The sequence below is a fragment of the Croceitalea sp. P059 genome (genome assembly GCF_031846365.1).
GTDB classification, from domain to species: Bacteria; Bacteroidota; Bacteroidia; order Flavobacteriales; family Flavobacteriaceae; genus Croceitalea; species Croceitalea vernalis.
In genome coordinates this window covers 41393-64466 of the sequence record NZ_JAVRHW010000002.1, presented here as the reverse complement: position 1 = coordinate 64466, position 23074 = coordinate 41393, and the positions used below count along the sequence as shown (strand labels likewise).

Annotated in this window: 19 protein-coding genes; 14 read left to right on the top strand and 5 right to left on the bottom strand. The window is 34.3% G+C overall.

Annotated elements, in window-relative coordinates; translation table 11 throughout:
- The first annotated feature begins 71 nt into the window (after positions 1-71).
- The gene (locus tag RM542_RS06665) at positions 72-2153 is read left to right on the top strand and encodes a tetratricopeptide repeat-containing sensor histidine kinase (protein ID WP_311384953.1); all 2082 of its coding nucleotides are present in this window, start codon (positions 72-74) and stop codon (positions 2151-2153) included.
- Here the strand turns inward: RM542_RS06665 and bshB1 are convergent.
- Both bshB1 and RM542_RS06655 read right to left on the bottom strand, forming a co-directional pair.
- Positions 2150-2872 carry a bacillithiol biosynthesis deacetylase BshB1 gene (gene bshB1, locus RM542_RS06660; protein ID WP_311384952.1) on the bottom strand — a complete coding sequence of 241 codons (723 nt, stop codon included), beginning with the start codon at positions 2870-2872 and terminating at the stop codon, positions 2150-2152. The two genes, RM542_RS06665 and bshB1, sit on opposite strands and share 4 nt — an antisense overlap.
- Entirely contained in the window at positions 2869-4041 is a 1173-nt protein-coding gene (locus tag RM542_RS06655) for a PLP-dependent aspartate aminotransferase family protein (RefSeq protein ID WP_311384951.1), read from the bottom strand. Before RM542_RS06655 ends, bshB1 begins: the two co-directional genes overlap by 4 nt.
- A gap of 126 nt (positions 4042-4167) precedes the next feature.
- Here RM542_RS06655 and RM542_RS06650 point away from each other — a divergent pair, with 126 nt between their 5' ends.
- Positions 4168-5463 (top strand): M14 family metallopeptidase, encoded by a 1296-nt coding sequence (locus RM542_RS06650; protein ID WP_311384950.1) that lies wholly within the window; start codon positions 4168-4170, stop codon positions 5461-5463.
- Positions 5464-5469: 6 nt separating this feature from the next.
- Here the strand turns inward: RM542_RS06650 and ccsA are convergent, their stop codons facing one another.
- Positions 5470-8631, bottom strand: a complete 3162-nt coding sequence (gene ccsA / locus RM542_RS06645; protein WP_311384949.1) for a cytochrome c biogenesis protein CcsA — start codon at positions 8629-8631, stop codon at positions 5470-5472.
- Positions 8632-8760: 129 nt separating this feature from the next.
- Between ccsA and RM542_RS06640 the strand changes: the two genes are divergently transcribed.
- The 7 genes from RM542_RS06640 to RM542_RS06610 all read left to right on the top strand — a co-directional run bounded on the left by RM542_RS06640 (position 8761) and on the right by RM542_RS06610 (position 16590).
- Positions 8761-9522 carry a DUF2520 domain-containing protein gene (locus RM542_RS06640; protein ID WP_311384948.1) on the top strand — a complete coding sequence of 254 codons (762 nt, stop codon included), beginning with the start codon at positions 8761-8763 and terminating at the stop codon, positions 9520-9522.
- Complete coding sequence (locus RM542_RS06635; protein WP_311384947.1) at positions 9506-10033, top strand: HAD-IIIA family hydrolase; 528 nt, start codon at positions 9506-9508, stop codon at positions 10031-10033. Before RM542_RS06640 ends, RM542_RS06635 begins: the two co-directional genes overlap by 17 nt.
- Positions 10026-10625, top strand: coding sequence for a Maf family nucleotide pyrophosphatase (locus tag RM542_RS06630; RefSeq protein WP_311384946.1), 600 nt, complete (start codon positions 10026-10028; stop codon positions 10623-10625). Before RM542_RS06635 ends, RM542_RS06630 begins: the two co-directional genes overlap by 8 nt.
- A gap of 36 nt (positions 10626-10661) precedes the next feature.
- Positions 10662-11618 (top strand): septum formation inhibitor Maf, encoded by a 957-nt coding sequence (locus RM542_RS06625; protein ID WP_311384945.1) that lies wholly within the window; start codon positions 10662-10664, stop codon positions 11616-11618.
- 4 nt (positions 11619-11622) lie between these two features.
- Positions 11623-12165, top strand: a complete 543-nt coding sequence (locus RM542_RS06620) for a mechanosensitive ion channel domain-containing protein (protein ID WP_311384944.1) — start codon at positions 11623-11625, stop codon at positions 12163-12165.
- Between the two features lie 77 nt (positions 12166-12242).
- Positions 12243-14777 carry a PIG-L family deacetylase gene (locus RM542_RS06615; RefSeq protein ID WP_311384943.1) on the top strand — a complete coding sequence of 845 codons (2535 nt, stop codon included), beginning with the start codon at positions 12243-12245 and terminating at the stop codon, positions 14775-14777.
- A gap of 106 nt (positions 14778-14883) precedes the next feature.
- On the top strand, positions 14884-16590 hold the full coding sequence (locus tag RM542_RS06610; protein WP_311384942.1) for a sodium:solute symporter: 1707 nt from the start codon (positions 14884-14886) through the stop codon (positions 16588-16590).
- A gap of 48 nt (positions 16591-16638) precedes the next feature.
- Here the strand turns inward: RM542_RS06610 and RM542_RS06605 are convergent, their stop codons facing one another.
- Together RM542_RS06605 and RM542_RS06600 are read right to left on the bottom strand one after the other, a co-directional pair.
- Positions 16639-17484, bottom strand: a complete 846-nt coding sequence (locus RM542_RS06605; protein ID WP_311384941.1) for a DUF2911 domain-containing protein — start codon at positions 17482-17484, stop codon at positions 16639-16641.
- Between the two features lie 87 nt (positions 17485-17571).
- Complete coding sequence (locus tag RM542_RS06600) at positions 17572-18720, bottom strand: hypothetical protein (protein WP_311384940.1); 1149 nt, start codon at positions 18718-18720, stop codon at positions 17572-17574.
- A gap of 183 nt (positions 18721-18903) precedes the next feature.
- Between RM542_RS06600 and RM542_RS06595 the strand changes: the two genes are divergently transcribed.
- Genes RM542_RS06595 through RM542_RS06575 form a run of 5 tightly spaced genes read left to right on the top strand, consistent with a single transcriptional unit; the run spans position 18904 to position 23068 of the window.
- Positions 18904-19401 (top strand): SRPBCC family protein, encoded by a 498-nt coding sequence (locus RM542_RS06595; RefSeq protein WP_311384939.1) that lies wholly within the window; start codon positions 18904-18906, stop codon positions 19399-19401.
- Positions 19402-20094: an SDR family oxidoreductase gene (locus RM542_RS06590; protein ID WP_311384938.1), complete on the top strand. Its 693-nt coding sequence runs from the start codon at positions 19402-19404 to the stop codon at positions 20092-20094.
- The gene (locus RM542_RS06585) at positions 20094-21398 is read left to right on the top strand and encodes a deoxyribodipyrimidine photo-lyase (RefSeq protein WP_311384937.1); all 1305 of its coding nucleotides are present in this window, start codon (positions 20094-20096) and stop codon (positions 21396-21398) included. The genes RM542_RS06590 and RM542_RS06585 overlap by 1 nt, the downstream gene beginning before the upstream one ends.
- Positions 21399-21454: 56 nt before the next feature.
- Positions 21455-22882 (top strand): amidohydrolase, encoded by a 1428-nt coding sequence (locus tag RM542_RS06580; protein WP_311384936.1) that lies wholly within the window; start codon positions 21455-21457, stop codon positions 22880-22882.
- A 15-nt stretch (positions 22883-22897) separates the two neighbouring features.
- Entirely contained in the window at positions 22898-23068 is a 171-nt protein-coding gene (locus tag RM542_RS06575; protein ID WP_311384935.1) for a Lacal_2735 family protein, read from the top strand.
- Positions 23069-23074 lie beyond the last annotated feature (6 nt).

Sequence of the window (23074 nt, the reverse complement as noted above, 5' to 3'; positions counted from 1 at the left end):
CACAACATTAATTGGTTCTTAGATTTCTTGTAATCTAATTTTACTCCAATTATTTAGGCAAAACGCCATTAATGTGTACCTACAATAAACAAACACTAAAACCATACAAAGTAAATAGTATCATTTTGATATTGTTTATGCTATGCGTTCCTATTATGTACGGGCAACAGTCATCTATTGACAGTATCAAAAGAAAGATAGTTAAGCTTCAAAAAAAAACGCCAAACTTTGAAAAAGATACCTCCTACATCAATCTGATAAACAATTTGGCAGGTAATTATCGCTTTATAAAATCAGATAGTCTGTTATTTTTATCAAAAGAAGCATTGGCACTTAGTAAACAATTGAATTACATCCATGGGGAGACCAAGGCCTTAAATTCTTTAGGAGATTACTTTTCTGATAAGGGTAATGCGTTAAAAGCTATTTCGTATTTAAATAATGCTCTTAAAATTGCAGATTCAGTACAAGACCTCAAATTAAAATTAGCACTGTTAAATGATTTAGGAACGGAATACTCATACACTGGAGATTACGAAAAGGCGTTAAATAGTTATTTAGAGGGTATTGATATAGCAACACCTTTAGACGATAAACTAATGTTATCAATTTTAAATGAAAATATAGCCGCACTTTATGCTGCTCAAAAAGAATTTTCCCAAGCATTAGAATTTTATAAGAAAGTAAAGCGCTACAATGAACAGCTAGGAGACGAAATAATTTCTGCTGAGACTATGAGTAATCTTGCCGAATTATATACAGACATGGATAATTTTGAATACGCCATGTTTAATATAAATCAAAGTATTTCAATATTTGAAAAACATGGGATTTATGATTGGTTAGCCTTTGCTTATAGCGTAAAAGGAGGTATTTATCTAAATCAAAAAAAGTACAAATGGTCATTATATTGGTTTGATCAAAGTAATGTACTGCATGAAAATTTGGAAGATGATAGAAGTAAAATCGAATTACTCAATGGTCTGGCAAAAGCCTATTACGGTTTGAATATAGATTCTACCTCATCAAAATTTGCTCAAGAAGGGTTTGAAATATCAAAAAGAATACAATCCTTACAAGGTCAGAAAGATTGCGCTGAAACATTGTATAAAATTAGCAAGAACAATGATGAATATGAAAATGCTTTAGCTTTTCATGAAGTATTTCAAAAATTATCAGATTCTTTATCTCGAGATGAGAATAAAAAAATTCTGACCTTAACAAAGACAAGGTTCAACTATGACCAACAAAAACAAGAACTGATTGAAGCAAATGAAAAAGCTTTAGCAAAACAACGTAATTTGATAAATTTAGCATTGGCTATACTATGTATTGTTCTTGCTATTTCAATTCCGTTATACTTTAATCAGAAAAAACAAAAACGTCTTTATAAAGAACTAAAAGTAAAAACAAAAAGCCTTAGAGAACGTGAGTCTGAATTAAATGAAATTAATAAGACAAAAGATAAACTTTTCTCCATTATTGGTCATGATTTAAGAGGACCTATCGGTGCCTTACAGGGCATTTTAAAATTATTCTCTTCCGGCGATATTGCAAAGGAAGAATTTCACTCCTTTGTGCCCAAGCTTAAATCAGATGTAGATCACATCCTATTTACACTCAATAACCTACTTTCTTGGGGATATGCCCAAATGAATGGAACTACAACAAGACCTAAAGTTAATTGTTTTAGCAAGTTAGTGGATAATAATATTAATTTATTATCAGAATTAGCGGCGTCAAAATCCATAAAAATCATAAATCAATTACCCGAAAATCCCATGGGTTACTTTGATCAAAATCACATTGATATTGTAGTCAGAAACTTGGTAAGCAACGCCATAAAATTTACACCAAATAATGGCCTAATTACAATAGAAGCTGTAGAAGACAAAAACTCATGGAAAATATCGGTTAGAGATACTGGAATTGGAATGGATAAACCTACCATGAAAAAGATTTTTAATGACAATTCTAATTTAACAACCTACGGTACTAATAATGAGAAAGGTACTGGCCTAGGTTTAAACCTTTGTAAAGAAATGGTCATTAAAAACAAAGGAGAAATCTGGGTAGAAAGTGAACTTCAGAAAGGGTCAACATTCTATTTTACCATTCCTAAAGTGGTTAAAAAATATAAAAAAGCTGGTTAAATCAGATCGCTTATACGAGCTACCGCCGTATATCTTTCAACAGTAAAACCTTCAGCATGTGTTGAGCCAATTAATCGACCTAAATCTCTTGCTCTATAATTTACACTATCAATAAAATTTTTGCTGCTTATTGGAGTTTCAGGCTCGTCACTTTTAGGGTCATAAAATTGAGAACTATAAGCTAATATTGCCTCGGTCTTTTTTTCTATAAATCCGGAGACATCAACAACAAAATCAGGTTCTAGGTTCTTCCATTGAATATAATGATATACCAATTTAGGTCGCCATGGATCTTGCCAAGACACATCCCTATTAAGCCTAGTGTCAATTTTTAGTAATCCACTTAAAAAGCAGGCATCACTCACAAGCTTAGCGCCTTTTCCATGGTCAATATGTCTATCATCAATCGCATTGCAAAGTACGATATCTGGCTGATATTTTCGAACCATTTTAATGATCTCTAATTGATGTTCTTTATCATTAGTAAAAAAGCCATCTGCAAACTCCAAGTTTTCTCGAATAGAAACTCCTAAAATTTTGGCAGCTTCAGCGGCTTCGTGGTCCCTTATTTCTGCTGAACCTCGGGTACCCAATTCACCTCGTGTTAAATCAATAATACCAACCTTTTTACCGTTTGCAACTTCTTTTGCAATGGTAGCTCCTGCTCCTAATTCCGCATCATCAGGGTGTGCACCGAAAACTAAAATATCTAATTTCATGATACCAAAACCGAATTTGATTTTACTTTTACTAGGGCTTGTTCAATATCAAAAACCAAATCTTCAACCTCTTCAATTCCAACAGAAAAACGAATTAAACCATCACGAATTCCTTGTTTTTCTCGATCTTCTTTACTCATCAAAGCATGCGATGTCAAAACTGGAGAAAGCATAGTGCTTTCAACACCGGCTAAACTCATTGACGGTTTAATTAACTGCAATGCTTTCATAAATTGAGAGGTACTAAATTCTTCTTTCAGTTCAAAGGAAAGCATAGCTCCAAAACCATGCATTTGTGATTGAGCTAATTGATAATCAGCATGTGATTTCAAACCTGGATAATAAACCGCATCGATATCATTATGTGCATCTAAAAACTCAGCCATTAATTGCGCATTCGCAGTTTGCGCTTTAACCCTTAACGCCATTGTCTTTAGACTTCTTTCCAACAGCCAAACAGTCTGATCGCTTAAGCTCCCTCCAAAACAGATTGAAGATTGCCAAATGGTATCAATATGTTCTTGAGATGCGGCAACCGCTCCTGCACAAATATCTGAGTGACCTCCCATATATTTTGTTGCGCTATGAATAACAATATCAATTCCAAAATCAATCGGGTTCTGGTTGATAGGGCTTGCAAAAGTATTGTCTATCATAGTAACAATATTATTCTCTTTTGCTAATTCAGAAACTGCTTTTATATCTGTTATTGTCAATAATGGATTAGACGGTGTTTCTATATATATTACTTTCGTATTCAGCTTAATTTCCTTCCCTAAATCTTCTGCTTTCCAGCCTTCAGCAAAAGAATAATCAATTCCATATTTTTCTAATTGAGAAACCGCGAAATTATACGTGCCTCCATAAAGTGTTTGTTGAAAAACAATATGATCACCAGCTTTTAAAAAAGCCATCAATGCATGACTTATTGCGGCCATACCACTACCGAAAATTAAAGCACCTTCAGTATGTTCTAGGGCTGCAATTTTTTTACAAAGACCCTCTTGATTAGGCGTATTAAAATATCTTGGGTAACGCTTGACTTCAACATCTTCAAATGCATATGAAGTACTCATGTATAAGGGCGATACCGCTCCTTTGAATTGTTCATCGTTGACCTCACCAACGTGGGTGCATATTGTATTAATTCCTTTTGATTGCTTCGCCATATCAATAAAATATTAAGGCTTAAAGTTAGTCAATCGAATACTATCATAAAAATTACTGAAATCAATATAAAAATCGTAATATGAAAATTCATTTCGAACATGAACTCATTCCAAAAGACTAAATTGATGAAATTATTTTTTAGCTATTTGTTCTTCTTTACTATACTCTTGACTGCTTGTAAGAGTACTGAAAAACCTGTTGCAACCGAAATTAAAAAAGAAACTGGTTATCAAGGGCAACCAAAAAGTCCTGTAGTACCAACCGTTGATAAACCAGTCCAAAAACAATGGAAAGGAAATTGGGCATTCAACGATAGTACAACCTTTTTTACAAATGATTTTGAAGGTGCACGTTTGAATGGTGTTGCATATGATGGCAATGATCATTACACCATATGGATTACTGCTGAAAATACACCTATAAATGTGAGTCCCTGGTATGCTTTTAAAGTATGGACCAAAAAACCAAGAGAAATAACTGTAAAACTAGCTTATCAAGATTCTAGAAGTAGATATTTTCCAAAAATAAGTGCTGACGGTATTCATTTTAAAGCTATTGATAGTACTGCATTTAAGGGTATTAATATGGGAGAAAGTGATTTTGGAATAAAAGCTGCGCCTGAATTTGCTGAAATAACAGTAGCAATTGGTGAAAATCCAATCTGGATTTCGGCTCAAGAATTATATACCTCAACGACAGTAAAAAGCTGGATAGATTCACTTGCAGCAAAACCATTTATTTCAACTTATGAGATAGGAAAATCTAAAGAAAATAGACCCATGCAACTGCTTGAAATCAATGAAAATAAAAAGTCAAAAAAAGCTTTAATGATAATCTCAAGACAGCATCCACCTGAAGTAACTGGATTTTTAGCTATGAAGTCTTTTATTGAAACCATTTCTTCAAACTCAGAACAAGCTAAAAACTTTAGAAAAGTACACACAGTTTTTGTAGTGCCACTAATGAACCCCGATGGAGTTGACAATGGTCACTGGCGCCACAATATGGGAGGTATAGATTTAAATAGAGATTGGCAAAATTTCAACCAACCCGAAACCAAAAGTGTTCGCGATTTTCTAAAAGAAAAAGATGAAGAAGGTTATGAATTTGTATTTGGTGCAGATTTTCATTCTACTTGGGATGATATTTATTACCCCTTAGATACCGCAGCCACTGGAGCAAAAGGAAAAATTATTTTTGATTGGATTGAGAGTATCAGTAAAAGATTGCCACAAAAAGCTACCAATGTGAGGCCTTCAAAAACATTAAGTCCAACGATGGTTTCAAGAACATACTTTTTTGTCAATCACGGTATGCCGGCCATTGTTTTTGAATTGGGTGATAATACACCTCGTCCGTTCTTAAAAGAAAAAGGCAAAGTAGCCGCAGAAGAATTAATGCGATTGCTTAACTCTAATTAATAGTTATCAAGAATAGTGAACTCGGTTTCTCCAAAAACTTAAACCACCTAAAACGAAAACTGCTAGCACTAAATACCACACAAAAGTCGGAGTAATCACTTGATCACCGCTTGCATAACTATGGAGCCCAACTAAATAGAAGTTAACGCCAAAGTATGTCATCATAATACTACCAAAAGCAACAACACTAGCAAAACTAAACAACCATTTACTGCGCATGCCAGGTACCAATCGCATATGCAGGACAAAAGCGTATATCATAATGGAAATTAAAGCCCAGGTTTCTTTTGGGTCCCAACCCCAATAACGCCCCCAACTTTCATTCGCCCACTGTCCCCCTAAAAAGTTACCAATAGTTAACATTATTAAACCAACAGTTAAAGAAAGTTCATTGATAATTGTCAACTCTTTTAGGTTGATTTCCATGCGTTTTTTATTCTTTTTGGTTGTTAATAAGATGAGAATTAGGGATACTACACCTAAAATCATACCTACAGTTAAAGGCCCATAACTACCTACAATAACGGCTACGTGTATCATTAACCAATAACTATCCAAAACAGGAACTAAATTGGCGATGGAGGGGTCAACCCAACTTTGATGCGCAATCCAAAGTAACATTGCTGTGACAAAAGCACTTGCAGCAATTGTCAATTCGCTTTTTCTACCGAAGGCTAAACCCATACCCATTGTTGCCCAAGAAACATATAGAATACTTTCATAAGCATCACTCCATGGAGCATGACCAGAAATGTACCATCGTAATATCAAACCTGCTGTATGCCAAAGAAAAAAGAGAATAATTATTCCTTTAAAGAAGAAAGAAGCCGCTTTCCAAATTTCGCGATCCTTAAAAATTTTAAAAATTAAAATAAAGAATAAAAAGCCTCCAATTAAAGCATAATACCGATAAAGACGATTAAAAATATCAAGCTTATTATAAATAATCTCCGTCTTGATTTTTTTCTCTAAGGGCAATACTTCGGCACCATGATTCTGTTGGTTTTGTTTAAAAGCTGCTAAAAGTTTATTGGATTCAGAATAATCTCCAGTTTTTACTGCCGATTGTAACGTAGAAATATAATAGGGTAAACTATTATTAATAAAGTTAGCATACAAAGAATCTGTTACTTGGTATTCACCACCTCTAAATTCAATCGGTGAAATCCACTTATTATTCTCATCGTTTAATAATGGAAAAATCTTAACTATTTGTCCGCTTAGTGCCAAATCAAGTAAGTTCAATCGTTCATTTACTTTTTTAAAGTCTTTTTGAAAATTGTTAGGATTATTAGTAGAAGTGGCATCCTCCATATAAGGTTTTAATTTATACATACCAGTGGCGTCAAAAAAGTCAGTAGCCTTAACCAATTTTTGACCCTTTGGTACACCAACTATTTCTCTAATACTGTCATTCTCACGTTTACCTAAAGCAATAAATTCAGTATTGTACCAAACTGCAGGCGGATTTATCATCATAGATAAAAACACCTGATCTGGATTCATGCCCTCAAATTCATTTTTTCCACTGAGCTTACGAAGTAATTCAGAAGAAAAAGTATGTATTGGTTTCATGCGGCCACCTTCATCTTGAATTACCAATTCACCAAATTTATCAGCGTGTTCTTTGGATATTGTTGTAATTTTTAAAATAGAATCTATTTGCGCTTTTGCAGGCATTCTATTTTCATGTCCATGATTTTCTTGACTTGTTAAGCCAGTTACCCCTAAAAATGCCAAACCTAATGTTAGCGCAGCTTTCTTCTTTTTTAATTTTTCTAAAGATTTGGCCAATTCTTTAAAACGCGTTTTACCAAAAAACATAATACCCATTAGACCAATATATAATAGAAAATACCCAACATAAGTTATCCAGGTTCCCCAAATATCGTGGTTCACTGAAAGTACGGTCCCCTTTTCATCAGGCATGAAACTAGCTTGAAAAAAACGATAACCTTTATGATCCAAAACATGATTCATAAAAATGTCATAGTCAAAAGGACGCTCATCTTCTACCGTTATTTTACTCATAAAAGATTTGTAACTGCTTTCTGTTCCTGGGTACTTTTCAGCTATAAAATCATTTAGTTTTACTTTAAATGGTAATTCATAAACCTTGGATCCAAAAGATAAAGCAAACTCAAGTCCACCTAAATTAAACTTGTCTGAAAATTCTGCTGTTCCTTTACTACCTAATAATTTTTTCTCGACAGTTTGCCCATTAGCGGTCACTGAAACCACCAAAGCATCTTGTGTCTGCTCAGTTATTTGCTCATCAGCAACTTTCACAATACCATAACTGCCTTTTACAATAGGTTCAGGTATTACAAATTGCATATTAGCCATATTGTAAAGCGAACGAAGTTGTAATTGTTGCAAACTATCCTTTACAACCTCCCCCTGAAATTGATCTGCCATACGCATAAAACCACCAGAAAACGGAGCTTTTATTGTATATATGCTGTCCGTAGTAAATAGATTTATTGCACCCTGTGTATTTTTATTTAAAGCAAATAGCACATTATGTATGCTAGCAACTTTTCCACTCTCCAAATAGTGCTCATGACGCTGACCATCACCTGCCTCAACAATTTTCAAATACTCTTTACCCTTATCATCAGGAATTAATCCTTCTGCGGCACCGTCAATAAAATCCACATAATCAATAACAAACGGTTGCCCATTAAAATCTTCTTTCCATGGTAAATTACTGCGCTTACCCTCAGCTGTTACCAAAATTGGATGCTGGAGCGTTTTACGCATCTTTCCACCATTCATATCACCGTCTATGAAAGCTGTTAAGTAGGTTTTATCAGAATAAAATACTTTTTCAGAATTACCCTCACGAATAGGCATCATACCCTCATAACTAATATACCTAGTTACAAAAGCACCTACGATAATTAGAATCCAAGAAAGGTGCAAAACTAAAACAGGCCATTTTTTCCATTGCAACAAATTGTATCTAAAAATATTACCAAAGAAATTGATAACAAAAAAAACCATAATCACTTCAAACCATGTAGCATTATATATGTAAATACGGGCTGTTTCAGTACTATACCAACTTTCTATAAATGTGCCAAAGGCCATGGCAGTTGCAAAAGCCAAAAAAAGTACGGCCATTAATTTAGTTGAGAATAGTGTTTTCTTTAGTAAACTGAACATATATAGTACTTTGGCATGCAAAAATACGTTGTTTTTCTATTTTGAAATTAAACTGCATCATTTAATTAGTTCAACAAAACTGTTAATTGTTTCTCAAAAGGAAACAGTGCTAAATTCGTACTTTTGATTATGCTTAAGTTAATACTTATCGGAACTGGTAATGTTGCCTCTCACCTGTTCAATACTTTTTTAAATTCTAAGGAAGTTTCAATTGAACAAGTGTTTGGGCGAAATCAAGAAAAGCTTAAAAAATTTTCGAAATATGTTCCAGTTACATCACTAAGTTCTGAAATCAAAGAAGCAGATATTTACATTATCGCTGTTAGTGATGATGTTATCATTTCAGTAGCTCAATTATTAGGGAATAAGCAGGGAATTATTGCGCATACTTCGGGTAGCGTTTCTATTAAAGCTTTAAATCACAAAAAAGCCGCCGTTTTCTATCCATTACAAACCTTTACAAAAAATAAAAAAATAGATTTTTCATCTATTCCAATCTGTCTCGAAGCTAGCAATAAAAAGGATTTAATAGTTTTAAAAAAATTAGCTAAAAATTTATCAAATTCCATTTTTGAAGTTTCGTCATCGCAACGAAAGAAATTACACTTAGCGGCTGTATTTGCTAATAATTTCACTAATCATTTATTTCAAATTTCAAAGGACTTGTGTGACTCTGAGAAGCTACCTTTTGACATTTTAAAGCCTTTAATTTATGAAACTGCAAACAAATTAGAAGATTTAAACCCATCAGAAGCACAAACTGGACCAGCTAAGCGCAATGATGTAGAAACCATGCAACAACATCTAGAGCAATTAAAAGATCCTATCCATAAAAAATTATACCAACTTATAAGCGAATCGATTAGAGACAGTAATGAAAAAAAATTATAAAGAATATCTTAAAGACATCACCACTTTTATTTTTGACGTAGATGGGGTATTTACTGACGGATCGGTGGTAATAACTTCTTCCGGCGAAATGTTACGTACCATGAATGTTAAAGATGGTTATGCTTTAAAAACTGCGTTAATGAAAGGATATAATGTTTGTATTATTTCTGGTGGTAACAATGAAGGTGTTCGTAAAAGATTAAAAGGTTTAGGTGTAACCGATATTTTCTTGGGGGCTCACCATAAACAAGAACCCCTAGAAGAGTACTTAGATATTTACGACATCAAGTCAGAAAATACTTTGTACATGGGAGACGATTTACCAGATATTCCACCAATGCAAATGGTACAATTAGCGACTTGTCCTCAAAACGCAGTCCCAGAAGTGAAGTCAGTCTGTGATTATGTTTCTCATAAAAACGGAGGTGAAGGCTGCGTTCGTGATATTATTGAACAAGTCTTAAAAGTTCGTGGAGATTGGAACTCAAACTTTAGCTCTGCAAATGATTGAAAATCCCTTAGTTAAAAAGCTTAAAGACTATAAACTAATTCTTGCCTCAGGGTCTCCAAGAAGAAAGCGTTTTTTTGAAGATTTAGGCATGACTTTTGAAATTCGGTTAAAGCCGATTGATGAAATTTATCCTGAAGAACTCAAAGGCAGTGAAATTTCGGAATACTTGTCAGAATTAAAAGCCTCAGCATTCAAAGGATTATTAAAGTCAAGGGAAATTTTGGTAACCTCTGATACCGTTGTCTGGCATAATAATGAATCATTAGCCAAAGCTTCGAATAAAGACGAAGCAGCAGAGATGCTTCATAAACTATCAAATAGCTGGCATGAAGTTATTACTTCTGTAACTTTGACAACCCTTAGTGCACAAAAAACTATAAGTTCAAGTACCAAGGTAAAATTTAGTGAACTCAGTGATAACGAAATTGACTTTTATATTAAACAAGACCAACCCTTTGATAAGGCAGGAGGGTATGGAATTCAAGAATGGTTAGGTGCTATAGCTATTGAAAGTATTGAAGGCTCCTACAACAATGTGGTTGGGCTTCCTACTCATTTAGTTTATAAAACGTTAATGGATATGGTCGACTGATACTTCTTCGTTAATTTTATTAAAATTTTTGCTATTATGAAAAACTGGATTCGTTTTGAGTTAATCGTTGTTTTATTTGCAGTTCTAATGACTATGATTGAAGGTTGTAAAGACCAGACAACTTCAACAAATAATGAAATGGCAATTAATACAGCTACTTCAATAGCAGAATCTTTACCTCCTCGACGGCCGCTAACGCAGGAATTTAAAAAATATTGGTACGAAGGGAATGCAGAAATAACCTCTTACAAGTTAGAACAAGCTCGTTATGGTGAAGTAAGAGAAGGTAGCTCCGTTTTAATATATGTAACGGAACCATTTTTACCAGAAGTTCAAGTAAAAGCAGATAGAAATAGTTCAGAAAATATTCCCGTATTAAAATTAAATACCACTAAAAATTATTTAACTGGTATCTACCCCTACTCTATCATGAGCAGTACTTTCTATCCTATTTATGATAATCAACACGCCATAAAATCTAGTCTTTCGATTCAAGAATGGTGTGGTCATGTATATTCACAAATTAATAATCGAGATCAATTTGAATTCACTTCACATTCTTATTTTGAAGGAGAAGCCGATAAAAAATTAACATTAGATAAAACTTTCTTAGAAAATGAAGTTTGGACTAAAATCAGAATTAACCCCAACAGTCTTCCAATCGGAGAGATTCAGATGATTCCCTCTTTAGAATTTTTTAGAATTAAACATCAAGAGTTAAAGGCTTTTAAAGCCACAGCATCTTTAGAAACCAAAAATGGTATAAGTTCATATATTATTAATTATGAAGATGGATTAAGAAAACTTAGCATTAATTTTACTACGGCTTTTCCTTATAGTATTGAAAGCTGGACTGAAGAGTTTACAAGTGGCTATGGCTTAAATAAAAAAGTAATGACTTCAAAAGGAACTAAATTGAAAAGTTTAAAAACCCCATATTGGAGACAAAACTCAAACAAAGATTTATTTCTTAGAGATAGCTTAGGCCTTTAGCCCTATGAACGAAATTTTGCAAGATTATCAAAGTGAATTAACCTACACTGCCATTGCCTTAACAGTTTTTATTATAGTTAGATTCGTAGCGGTCCAAACTATTCGAAAAGTTGGACGTCGAAGTGATATCAACCAAGTAAGAACCGTTTTAGTAGGTAGGTATATCACCTTTGGCCTGTTCTTTATTTTAATCATTTCATTCATTTTCATCTGGGGTGTCGATTTTAAAGAGCTTGGACTAATCGTTTCATCAATATTCGCCGTAATTGGTGTTGCACTTTTTGCTACTTGGTCTATCTTGAGCAATATAACATCTGGAATTATTCTGTTCTTTTATTTCCCATTTAAAATTGGAGATAGAATAAGAATATTAGATAAAGATTTTCCAGAAGAAGCAATTATAATTGATATTCAAACTTTTACCATCAATTTAAAAAAAGATAATGGTGAATTTCTGACCTACCCTAATAATTTATTACTTCAAAAAGGGGTAGTCTTAATTCAAAAACAAGTTGCAACCGAAGAAGATTTAGAATCACACTTTTAGCATGTTAAAGAAGTTCTAAATGTAATCTTCTAGCATGTTAATCTTTCTATATTTGATGTTAAATAAAATAGCCAATTATGCAAAAAATCAAGGCTTTAGCATTAAGCTCAATCCTCTTTTGCTCATTTATTCAAGCACAAGCACCAAAACAACTTTCATCTTCGGAAATTCATCATGAGGTTCAAAAGCTTAATTTTTTGGGTACAGCCTTGTACGTCGCGGCTCATCCTGATGATGAAAATACGCGTCTAATTGCTTATTTATCAAATGAGGTAAAGGCAAGAACAGCCTATTTGTCTTTAACAAGAGGTGATGGAGGTCAAAACCTTATAGGTCCTGAATTAAGAGAGCTTTTAGGACTATTGAGAACTCAAGAGCTATTGGCCGCCCGTAGAATTGATGGGGGTGAGCAACGATTTAGTAGGGCAAATGATTTTGGCTATTCAAAACACCCGGATGAAACACTAGAGATTTGGAATCAAGAAGAAGTTTTAGGTGATGTTATTTGGACTATAAGAAACTTAAAACCTGATGTCATAATAAATCGGTTTGATCATAGAAGAGCTGGTCAAACACACGGACATCACACATCTTCTGCTATGTTAAGCTTGAAGGCTTTTGATTTAGCTGCGAGTGAAGATTCATATCCTGAACATTTGGAAACTACAGAAGTTTGGCAACCTAAACGCTTATTTTACAACACTTCATGGTGGCGGTATGGTAGTCAAGAAGCTTTTGCTAAAATTGACAAAACCAATATGCTAAAAATGGATGTTGGCGTCTTTTATAAAGAATTGGGTAAATCAAATAATGAAATTGCATCATTAGCGAGTAGTCAACATCTTTGTCAAGGTTTTGGTCGCTTGTCAACAAGAGGCTCCCAAGATGAATATATAGAACTGTTAAGAGGTGATATACTAGCAGATAAAAACAACATTTTTGATGGTATTAATACAACATGGTCGAGAATAGAAGGTGGAAATGCCATTGGAAACATTTTAAACGAGGTTGAAAATGATTTTAATTTTACAAACCCTTCAGAACATGTTCCTCAGCTAGTTGAAGCATTAAAATTACTTCAAGAAAGTACTGATGAGCACTGGAAAAACCTAAAATCAAATCATTTAAAAGAGATTATTCTTGCATGTTCAGGCATGTATTTGGAGGCTAATGCATCATCAGCTTCTGCAGTACAAAATGAAACTTTAAAAGTGAATTTTGAAATATTAAATAGAAGTAATATTCAAGTAAAGTTAAATTCTGTAGTTATTAATGAAACAAATCACCGAATAGAACCTAATCTTACCCTAACAGAAAATAAAAAAGAGAACCTCGAGCTAGAATTTACCATTCCAGAAGACAATGCGTTTACATCTCCATATTGGCTTAATGAAAAAGGAACTTTAGGCATGTATGAGGTAGCGGACAAAAAATTAATTGGTAAGCCTGAAACTCCTGTAGCTTTCGTAGCCACTTTTCAATTCGATTTTTCAGGTTCTCCTATGACATTCACAAAACCTGTTTACAGACGCTACTCTAAACCAGCCAAAGGTGAAATATTTGAGCCTTTTGTAATTTTACCTGAGGTGACCGCAAGTTTTACTAACGATGTCATGATTTTTGCTGATGCTCAACCAAAACAAGTTGCTTTGGCTATCAGAGCGGGGAAAAATACAATTTCTGGTATTGCTTCAATTAATCATCCTGTAGGATGGAAAGTTTCGCCTTCAACTATAGATTTTTCAATTGCTCAAAAAGACGAGGTTCGAACCATTTATTTTGAAGTCACCCCTCCAATTAATGAAAGTGATGGGTATATTGCGCCTAAAATCACCATAGGTAATAGCGACTACAACAAAGCTTTAGTTGAAATAGCATATGACCACATTCCAAAACAATCTGTATTACTTCCGGCGGAGGCTAAAGTCGTTCGTTTGAACATTCAAAAGAGTGGCGAGAACATTGGCTATATAGTTGGGGCTGGTGATAAAGTACCCGAAAGTCTTGAGCAAATAGGATATAATGTTCAAATAATAAATGTATCAGAAATTGAAAAAGGTACTTTAAAAAAATATGATGGTATCGTAGTCGGAATTAGAGCATACAACGTAATTGAAGAACTTAAGTTTAAGCAAAACTATATATTAGATTATGTAAAAGAAGGAGGTAATCTAATTATACAATATAACACAGCAAACCGTTGGCGTAATCAATTTGAAAATTTAGCTCCTTACCCATTGACAATTTCTCGAGATAGAGTAACTAATGAAAATGCACCTGTACAAATTATAGCTAAAGACCACGAATTAGTTAATTTCCCAAACGCCATTACTCAAAAAGATTTTGATGGTTGGGTACAAGAGCGTGGTTTATACTTTCCAAATGAGTGGGGTGAAGAATTTACACCGATACTTTCAATGAGTGATAAAGGTGAATCACCGAAACAAGGAAGTTTATTGGTAGCACCTTTTGGCGAAGGTCATTATATTTATACAGGTCTAAGTTTTTTTAGAGAATTACCAGCAGGTGTCTCTGGTGCCTATAAGCTTTTCGCAAACATGTTATCTTTAGGAAAAGAAAATCTTAAAAAAGGAGATGAAATCAAAGGATAATCTTGAGGACAAGTTTACATGGAAAAGAGAATACACCATGGTTCTTGTTTTGAATACGCTCTATATTTTGATATTCTTATATATCATGAAATCTAACATTTAATTTATGGCGCTTTTAGATTGGATTGTTTTAGGTGGAACCCTATTTTTTATTGTAGGTTTTGGGGTTTGGAAAACTAAAGGCAGTAATAGTGTTGATGATTATGTTAGAGGAGGTAGTGATGCTAAATGGTGGACAATTGGTCTATCAGTAATGGCAACTCAAGCCAGTGCAATTACTTTCTTATCTACTCCCGGACAAGCATTTCATGACGGAATGGGATTTGTACAATTCTATTTTGGTTTGCCACTAGCCATGATTGTTATCTGTGCTGTATTTATTCCTATTTATCATAGGTTAAAAGTTTTTACAGCCTACGAGCTTTTAGAAAAACGATTTGATTTAAAAACTAGAACACTAACAGCTATTCTTTTTTTAATACAAAGAGGGCTAGCTGCAGGTATAACAATCTTTGCCCCATCAATTATTCTTTCTGCGGTTTTAGGGTGGGATTTACGCACGCTCAACATTATCATTGGTACGCTAGTAATTGCGTATACTGTATCGGGCGGTACAAAGGCCGTTAGCGTAACTCAAAAACAACAGATGTTTATCATTATGGTAGGCATGTTTTTTGCTTTTTTCTTCATTTTAGGCAGTTTACCAGCAGACATTTCTTTTGGGGAAGCTCTAAAAATTGCAGGAGCTAATGAAAAACTTGATATTTTAAATTTTGATTTTGATACTAAAAATCGATATACTTTTTGGAGTGGTATTACCGGTGGATTTTTTCTCGCCTTAGCTTATTTTGGTACAGACCAAAGTCAAGTACAACGCTACCTCTCAGGTAAATCTGTTCGTGAAAGTCAATTAGGATTAATATTTAATGGAATCTTAAAAATACCAATGCAGTTTTTTATCCTTTTAGTTGGTGTGATGGTTTTTGTTTTTTACCAGTATAATTCTTCTCCATTAAACTTTAACCCAGCTGCAACCGAGGCAGTTCTAACCTCTGAGTATGCTGATAATTACAAAATACTTGAGGAAGAACATTTAGAACTGGAACAGCAAAAGCGAATGGCGCAAAACGATTACTCTGCAGCTTTAAAGTTGAAAGACTATAATGCAATCGAACAGGCTAAGTTAAATGTTGTTCAAGTCAATAAAGAAGAACGTATTAATCGCGATGCAGCAAAAACACTCATAAGTGAAGCTAGTCCTAATGCAGAAACGAATGATAAAGATTATGTGTTTATCCATTTCATTTTAAATAATCTACCTCGCGGTCTTATCGGGTTATTATTAGCAGTTATTTTATCAGCGGCAATGTCATCCACCGCATCTGAACTAAATGCTTTAGGAACAATCACTGCATTAGACTTATATAAGCGAAACAAGAGCAAGGAATTTTCTCAAAAACACTATGTTACGGCTACCAAATGGTTTACCCTGATATGGGGAATTATTGCAATTATAATTGCATGCGTTGCTAATCTTTTCGATAATTTAATTCAGTTAGTCAATATTATTGGTTCTATTTTCTATGGTAATGTTTTAGGTATCTTTTTACTTGCTTTCTTTTTAAAGTTTGTTAAAGGTAATGCAGTATTTATTGCTGCCTTAGTAACACAAGCCATTGTAATACTAGGTTGGAGTCAAGATTGGATGTCTTATTTATGGTTAAACGCTTTTGGTTGTGGCTTAGTAATTATTTTAGCAATTTTACTTGAAGGCCTGGATAGAACTTTAAGAAACCCTCCCATTAAAGCATAAAAAAACCCGACGTAAACGTCAGGTTTAAATTTTATATTTTTTATTGAATTACATTGCTCCCCATTCTTTCAAGGAGTCTTGGTTCATTTTAACATAGTCCATGTTACCAGCCTCCTTAGCACCTTCTAAAGATTTTTTAGCAGTTGCAATTGCTCCTGCCTTATCACCTGACTTAGCTAAAATTAAAGACTGTTGTCTCAATTGCCAAAAAGCTGGTTTCTCAGTCATTGACATAGCTTTATTCATCCAGTCTTTAGCTTTATTTATGTCTTTGTCTTCACTAGCATAATAAACGGCAGCTGCATAATAATCACCAGCGCTCGGCCCTGCCATAACATTTTCAATACTCTTTACAACCTCAGCATCAGTTGAAACACCAAAAGGAATACCCACATATGTATTTTCCCATAGGATTCCAATATGTGCACCTGAACTTGTTACATCATCAATAGTGATTGTAAAAGTCTCTACAGGCATTTCTATTGGCATAACTGGAACAGTAGTTTTAGCAACAACTTTAGCATCATCCCATTCAGCCGGAGTTCCACCCCCCTGTGTATCTGTATAAAAGAAAACTTCCCATGTGGTTTTACCTGGCTTCGTAAATATAGAATATGTACCAGCTTCAACTGCTTGATTAGCAATGGTAACATCTTTATTAAAACTCACTTTTGTGTAGGCGTTAGCACCTGTTCTCCATAAAGCATTAAAAGGTACTAAATCTCCGAAAATTGTTCTACCTCTCATTGAAGGTCTAGAATAATCAACTGTAACTTCTGTTAAACCTACTGTTTGCCACATTTTTGCAGCTGGACTAGGTTGCGGTGTTTGTATTTGAGCGCCTAAGGTGCAGCTTAATAAAACTACCATTGTAAAAAAAGCTAATTTTTTCATTGTAAGTGTTTTTATAAAATTTATAAGTCACACAAAACTACTTATAAAGGAAAGTTTCAAATGTTAATAAATACCTAAAGAAATGACTTAATCACGAAAAAAAGGAACCGAAATGGCATCATCAATGAGAAAGAAAGTTAAATAATAAAGCGATTGATTAAAACTTGATATATCAATAGGGTCGGTGCTGATTCTTTCTAAAGGAATATATGTCACCATTCTCCCGGTAACATCAAAAACGCCCATTCCTGTAACAGCACGATTCGTAATCAAACTATAATTGAGACTTTGAGAACCGAAGGTTTTATAAACCACAAGTTCTTCATCTGGTGTATTTTCTCCTTCAGGGTTCTCTTCTCCTGGCGGATTTTCTTCCTCTTCGCTATCAAGTGAAAAAGTAAAAAGCCTAGAGGGGGAATTCACTAAAGGTGGATTAGAAAAATCTTCGGAACTAATATAGAATTGCTCTGCCCCTACTAATGTAATTGCTTCCACTTGTGCTTGACCAATATTTAAATTAGTTTTCGTTTTTTCACCTTCAAAAATTGCATTTTCTTGAACATCGTCAACTAAAACATAAAAAGGAAATAGAAATTGCGAGTAACCCACAATTGATAGCTGATTTGTATTTTGGTTATATGTCGCCCCAGTAACCAATCCATTGACTTGATAAGAATCTAATCGTTCAGCCAAGAAAGCACCCGAAAGTTTAGGTACTTTATAAGCAACTGTTCCGTTTTGTTGCCACTGCTTTGTTAAAATAATTAGATTATCTCCTAAGCTAAAAAAGCCTTCAGCATCAAAGTCGCTATCTTCAGATGAAGTAAAATCTGTTTGGTCTTCATAAAGAAAATTAATAATCTCTGCAGTGACACTATCCGAATTATCATAATCAGATTTTAAAATTTTAAGGATATTCAAATCTTGCCTATCACCAGTATTATTGCCAAAATCCCCTATATAAATGTAATTCTCATCTTGAGCTAAGTCTTCCCAATCAATATTTACTACATTGGCAACACTTACCGTTCTTGTTATTTGTGAGGTAGTTATATCAAGTTCATATAACTCAGGGGCATTACCTGAATCATTGTGCGTAATTAATTTACCATTGTAAGACAATAAACCAGAGGTTTCAATAATTTGTTGAGGTAAATTACCAACTTCAACAATATCGGCTTGTGACCAAATTTGAACTGAATAAAAAAGTAATATTACGTAAACAAGTTTCTTCAAAAAGTAAGATTATGGTGTAAAAATAAGAATGAATCTTAAAGTCTCTCTAAATTCTAGATAAGTTCAGCATTTAAACGATGTAATTAAATTTATAAAATTTGAAAAGTACAATATTTTTAATTTGTTTAACCTTTATAATTTTACATTAAACAAAATAGGTTTTATATTTGTTAAAATTCTTTTATGAAGTTATATCAACTTAGAGCTAAACAGGGTTTTCCCATTAGTAAAAAAGAAGCTTGGAATTTTCTTTCTGACCCTAAAAACTTGAAAGTTATTACCCCTGAGCATATGGGATTCAATATTTTATCAGGGACCGATAGACCTATGTTTGAAGGCCAAATAATACAATATTTGGTTAAGCCCTTCCCAGGTTATGCAACCAAATGGGTTACCGAAATCACCCATGTTAAAAAAGAAGAGTATTTTGTTGACGAGCAGCGTTTTGGACCTTATGCTTTATGGCATCACAAGCACTTTATAAAGGAAGTTGAAGGTGGTATTGAAATGGAAGATGTAATTGACTATAAAATTCCGTTTGGCTTGCTTGGTCAAATTGCGCAGCCTCTAATAGTAAAGAAACAACTGAAACAAATTTTTGAATTTCGTGAGGCTAAATTAAATGAGCTTTTTGGAGTATTAAAAGGATATAAAAACAACTTAGAAATAATAGCAATTTAAATGTCAAAAAATATTTTACTTATAGGTGGTTCACATGGTATTGGTTTTGAAATGGCTAAAGCACTTCATTCCAACTATACTGTGTACATTGCCTCTAGAACAAATGAAGAACTTTATAATCTTGATGTAAACTATATCTCATTTGATGCTACCACTGAAACTTTAGATGAATCACAACTACCAGAGGAATTACACGGTTTTGCTTATTGCCCTGGCAGTATTAATCTCAAGCCCTTAAAGATGCTTTCTATTGAGGTCTTTAAAGAAGAAATGGAGCTAAATTTTTTCTCCTTGGTCAAGGTCGTCAAGACGATAATGCCAAGAATGGCACAAGATTCAAGCATGGTTTTTTTCAGTACCGTTGCAGTAAGCACTGGAATGCCATTTCATACCAGTGTGGCAGCTGCTAAAGGAGCTATAGAAGGTTTTGCTAAGTCATTAGCAGCTGAGTTTGCACCTAAAGTACGAGTTAATTGTATCGCACCTTCTTTAGTCGACACACCATTAGCCGCCAGATTATTAAATAATGATAAAAAACGAGAGATGATGTCTCAGCGACACCCGCTCAAGAGAGTTGGTAATGCTGAGGATATTGCCAACATTGCCGTATTTCTTTTAAGTGAAAAAAGTACCTGGATGACTGGTCAAATTGTTGGTGTTGATGGAGGAATGTCAACTTTAAACGTTTCTTAATGACTGAACAAATTACCGTTTTTTGGTTTAGAAGAGATTTACGCCTTGATGATAATGTAGGTCTTTATCATGCCTTAAAGGGTGAATATTCAGTACTTCCAATATTCATTTTTGATTCTGAAATTCTTGATAAATTACCGAAAGATGATGCGCGCCTTACTTTCTTGTATGAGAACATACAACGAATCAAAAATGATTTAAAATTAAAATCTGAAGGCGATATTTCAGTCTTTCATGGAAAACCTACAGAAGTATTTAAAAGACTAATTGAAAGTCATAACATAGCTCAAGTAATTACTAATCATGATTATGAACCCTATGCGATACAACGAGATAAGGAGATAAACGAATTATTATCAAAAAATAATATTGGTTTTAAGAGTTTTAAAGATCAAGTGATTTTTGAAAAAGATGAAATTGTTAAGGGTGATGGAAAACCTTATGTTGTTTATACTCCCTTTAAGAACAAATGGAAAGAGAATTTTAATCCATCTTTACATTTAGTGGATTATAAAATCGATTTTTCAAAGTTTGGTACAAATTCAAATGCTCCAAATTTATCAATGAATGATTTAGGTTTTGTAGAATCTTCAGTAAAAGCAGCACCCTACGTGGTTACTAAAGAATTAATTCAGAACTACGAAGCAACACGAAATTTTCCTTCCAAAGAAAATGGAACTTCGAAACTAGGACCTCATTTACGTTTTGGCACCGTCTCTCCAAGAAAAATGCTTAGAAAGGCAATCGAAGAAGAAAATGAGGTTTTTTGGAATGAACTAATTTGGAGGGAATTCTTTATGCAAATTCTATGGCATTTTCCGCATACCAAAGAAAAATCTTTCAAACCAAAATATGATAGGATTGAATGGAGAAATAACGAAGCTGAATTTGAAAAATGGAAAAATGGAAAAACCGGTTACGCCCTCGTTGATGCGGGTATGCGAGAATTAAATGCTACCGGATACATGCATAACCGTGTGAGAATGTTGGTAGCTAGTTTCTTATGCAAGCATCTTCTCATAGATTGGCGCTGGGGTGAAGCTTATTTTGCCGAAAAACTGCTTGATTTTGAATTATCTAGTAATATCGGCAATTGGCAATGGGCGGCCGGCAGCGGAGTTGATGCGGCACCATATTTTCGAATTTTTAATCCGATGACGCAGGTTGAAAAATTTGATAAACAAAAAGAATACATTAACAGGTGGGTTCCTGAATTACAAGAACTCACCTACCCAACAAAAATAGTTGACCATAAAATGGCTCGAGAACGTTGTCTAAGAGTTTATAAAGAAGCTGTCAGCTAATTCTTTTTCGTTATTTTAGAGACTCTAATTAAAGAACCTATTCAATCTTTTTGAAAATGAAAAATCAAATTCTAACAATCCTTTGCATTTTTGCGGCATTTGGGGTTACCGCACAAAAAATAAGTTCAAACAAAAAAGCTGTAATCGCTTCAGTTGAAAAGCATAAAACCGAACTTATTAAGATTAGTGATTCTATTTGGGCATTAGCCGAAACAGCTTTTAACGAGAGTGAATCTTCTCGTATTTTGGCTGATTATGCTGAAAAAAACGGAATGAATGTAACTAGAGGGGTGGCAGAAATCCCAACGGCATTTACCGCTACTTATGGTTCTGGTAGTCCTGTAATTAGTATTCTGGGGGAATTTGATGCCTTACCTGGTCTTTCACAAAAAACAAGCCCCATAAAAGAACCCCTCACACCAGATGCTCCTGGGCATGGTTGTGGTCATAATATGTTCGGTACTTCAAGCTTAGGCTCGGCAATTGCAATTAAAGAACTAATGGATGCTGGTAAAATAAAAGGAACTGTAAAGTTTTTAGGTACACCAGCTGAAGAAAAATATTTTGCTAAGGTTTGGATGGTTAAGGCAGGTCTTTGGGATGATGTAGATGTAAATATAAGTTGGCACCCTGGTGCCAACATTGAGGCCGATGTTCAAAGTGGTCTCTCTTTGATTGATTTTATAGTAGAATTTTATGGTCAGGCAGCGCATGCTTCTGCTGACCCTTGGAATGGACGAAGCGCTTCTGATGCCTTGGAATTATATACTACTGGTATCAATTACTATCGTGAGCATGTTCTCCCTAGTTCAAGAATACATTACCATATTCAAGATGGTGGCCAAGTCGTGAACGTTGTGCCAGATTATGCAAAACTTTGGGTGCGAGTTCGTGATCCAAAACGTAAGGTAATGTTACCAACGTATGAACGCGTAAAAGCCATGGCTGAAGGAGCCGCTATTATGGCCAACGTAGATTATAAAATTTCATTAGTTTCTGGCATCTATGAAACTCTAGTTAATCGTTCTGGTGGTGAGATTATGCAAAGCAACTTAGAGTTATTAGGCCCAATAACCTACACGGATGAAGAAACTACTTTTGGTAAAGCCATTCAAAAAGCAACTGGTAAAGAAGAGGTTGGAATGGATAGTAGTATTAGACCCCTTAGAGCAACTTTAGAGAACCCTGGAGGTGGCTCGACAGATGTCGGTGATGTAAGTTGGAATGTTCCGAATATTAATCTAAGTGCTACCGTTGCTCCAAAAGATACGCCCTGGCATTCATGGGCGGTTGTTGCTTGTGGCGGTATGAGCATTGGCCATAAGGGAATGGTCTATGCTTCAAAAGCCATGGCGATGACTATGGTTGATTTATTTGAAAATCAAAAGTTAATTGATAAGGTTACTGAAGAATTTAAAACTCGTAAAGGTGACGAGGTATATGAACCAATGATTGACGGACCTCCACCGATTGGAGAAAACTAAAATATAAGAATTGCTATGTTCGGATTATTTAAAAAGAAAACAGAAGTAGAAAAACTCCAAGAAAAGTATCAAAAGTTAATGAAAGAAGCATTTGACCTTTCGAAAATTAATAGAAGTGAGAGTGATAACAAATATGCGGAGGCAGATGAAGTTCAAAAACAGATTGAGAAACTCAATGAAAAATAGTAATTG

Coding starts and splice junctions, on each gene's coding strand:
- ccsA (WP_311384949.1), bottom strand. CDS start 8,631: ATGTTCAGTTTACTAAAGAAAACACTATTCTCAACTAAATTAATGGCC.
- RM542_RS06615 (WP_311384943.1), top strand. CDS start 12,243: ATGCAAAAAATCAAGGCTTTAGCATTAAGCTCAATCCTCTTTTGCTCA.
- RM542_RS06595 (WP_311384939.1), top strand. CDS start 18,904: ATGAAGTTATATCAACTTAGAGCTAAACAGGGTTTTCCCATTAGTAAA.
- RM542_RS06650 (WP_311384950.1), top strand. CDS start 4,168: ATGAAATTATTTTTTAGCTATTTGTTCTTCTTTACTATACTCTTGACT.
- RM542_RS06625 (WP_311384945.1), top strand. CDS start 10,662: ATGAAAAACTGGATTCGTTTTGAGTTAATCGTTGTTTTATTTGCAGTT.
- RM542_RS06585 (WP_311384937.1), top strand. CDS start 20,094: ATGACTGAACAAATTACCGTTTTTTGGTTTAGAAGAGATTTACGCCTT.
- RM542_RS06575 (WP_311384935.1), top strand. CDS start 22,898: ATGTTCGGATTATTTAAAAAGAAAACAGAAGTAGAAAAACTCCAAGAA.
- RM542_RS06580 (WP_311384936.1), top strand. CDS start 21,455: ATGAAAAATCAAATTCTAACAATCCTTTGCATTTTTGCGGCATTTGGG.
- RM542_RS06635 (WP_311384947.1), top strand. CDS start 9,506: ATGAAAAAAAATTATAAAGAATATCTTAAAGACATCACCACTTTTATT.
- bshB1 (WP_311384952.1), bottom strand. CDS start 2,872: ATGAAATTAGATATTTTAGTTTTCGGTGCACACCCTGATGATGCGGAA.
- RM542_RS06605 (WP_311384941.1), bottom strand. CDS start 17,484: ATGAAAAAATTAGCTTTTTTTACAATGGTAGTTTTATTAAGCTGCACC.
- RM542_RS06620 (WP_311384944.1), top strand. CDS start 11,623: ATGAACGAAATTTTGCAAGATTATCAAAGTGAATTAACCTACACTGCC.
- RM542_RS06610 (WP_311384942.1), top strand. CDS start 14,884: ATGGCGCTTTTAGATTGGATTGTTTTAGGTGGAACCCTATTTTTTATT.
- RM542_RS06665 (WP_311384953.1), top strand. CDS start 72: ATGTGTACCTACAATAAACAAACACTAAAACCATACAAAGTAAATAGT.
- RM542_RS06630 (WP_311384946.1), top strand. CDS start 10,026: ATGATTGAAAATCCCTTAGTTAAAAAGCTTAAAGACTATAAACTAATT.
- RM542_RS06655 (WP_311384951.1), bottom strand. CDS start 4,041: ATGGCGAAGCAATCAAAAGGAATTAATACAATATGCACCCACGTTGGT.
- RM542_RS06590 (WP_311384938.1), top strand. CDS start 19,402: ATGTCAAAAAATATTTTACTTATAGGTGGTTCACATGGTATTGGTTTT.
- RM542_RS06640 (WP_311384948.1), top strand. CDS start 8,761: ATGCTTAAGTTAATACTTATCGGAACTGGTAATGTTGCCTCTCACCTG.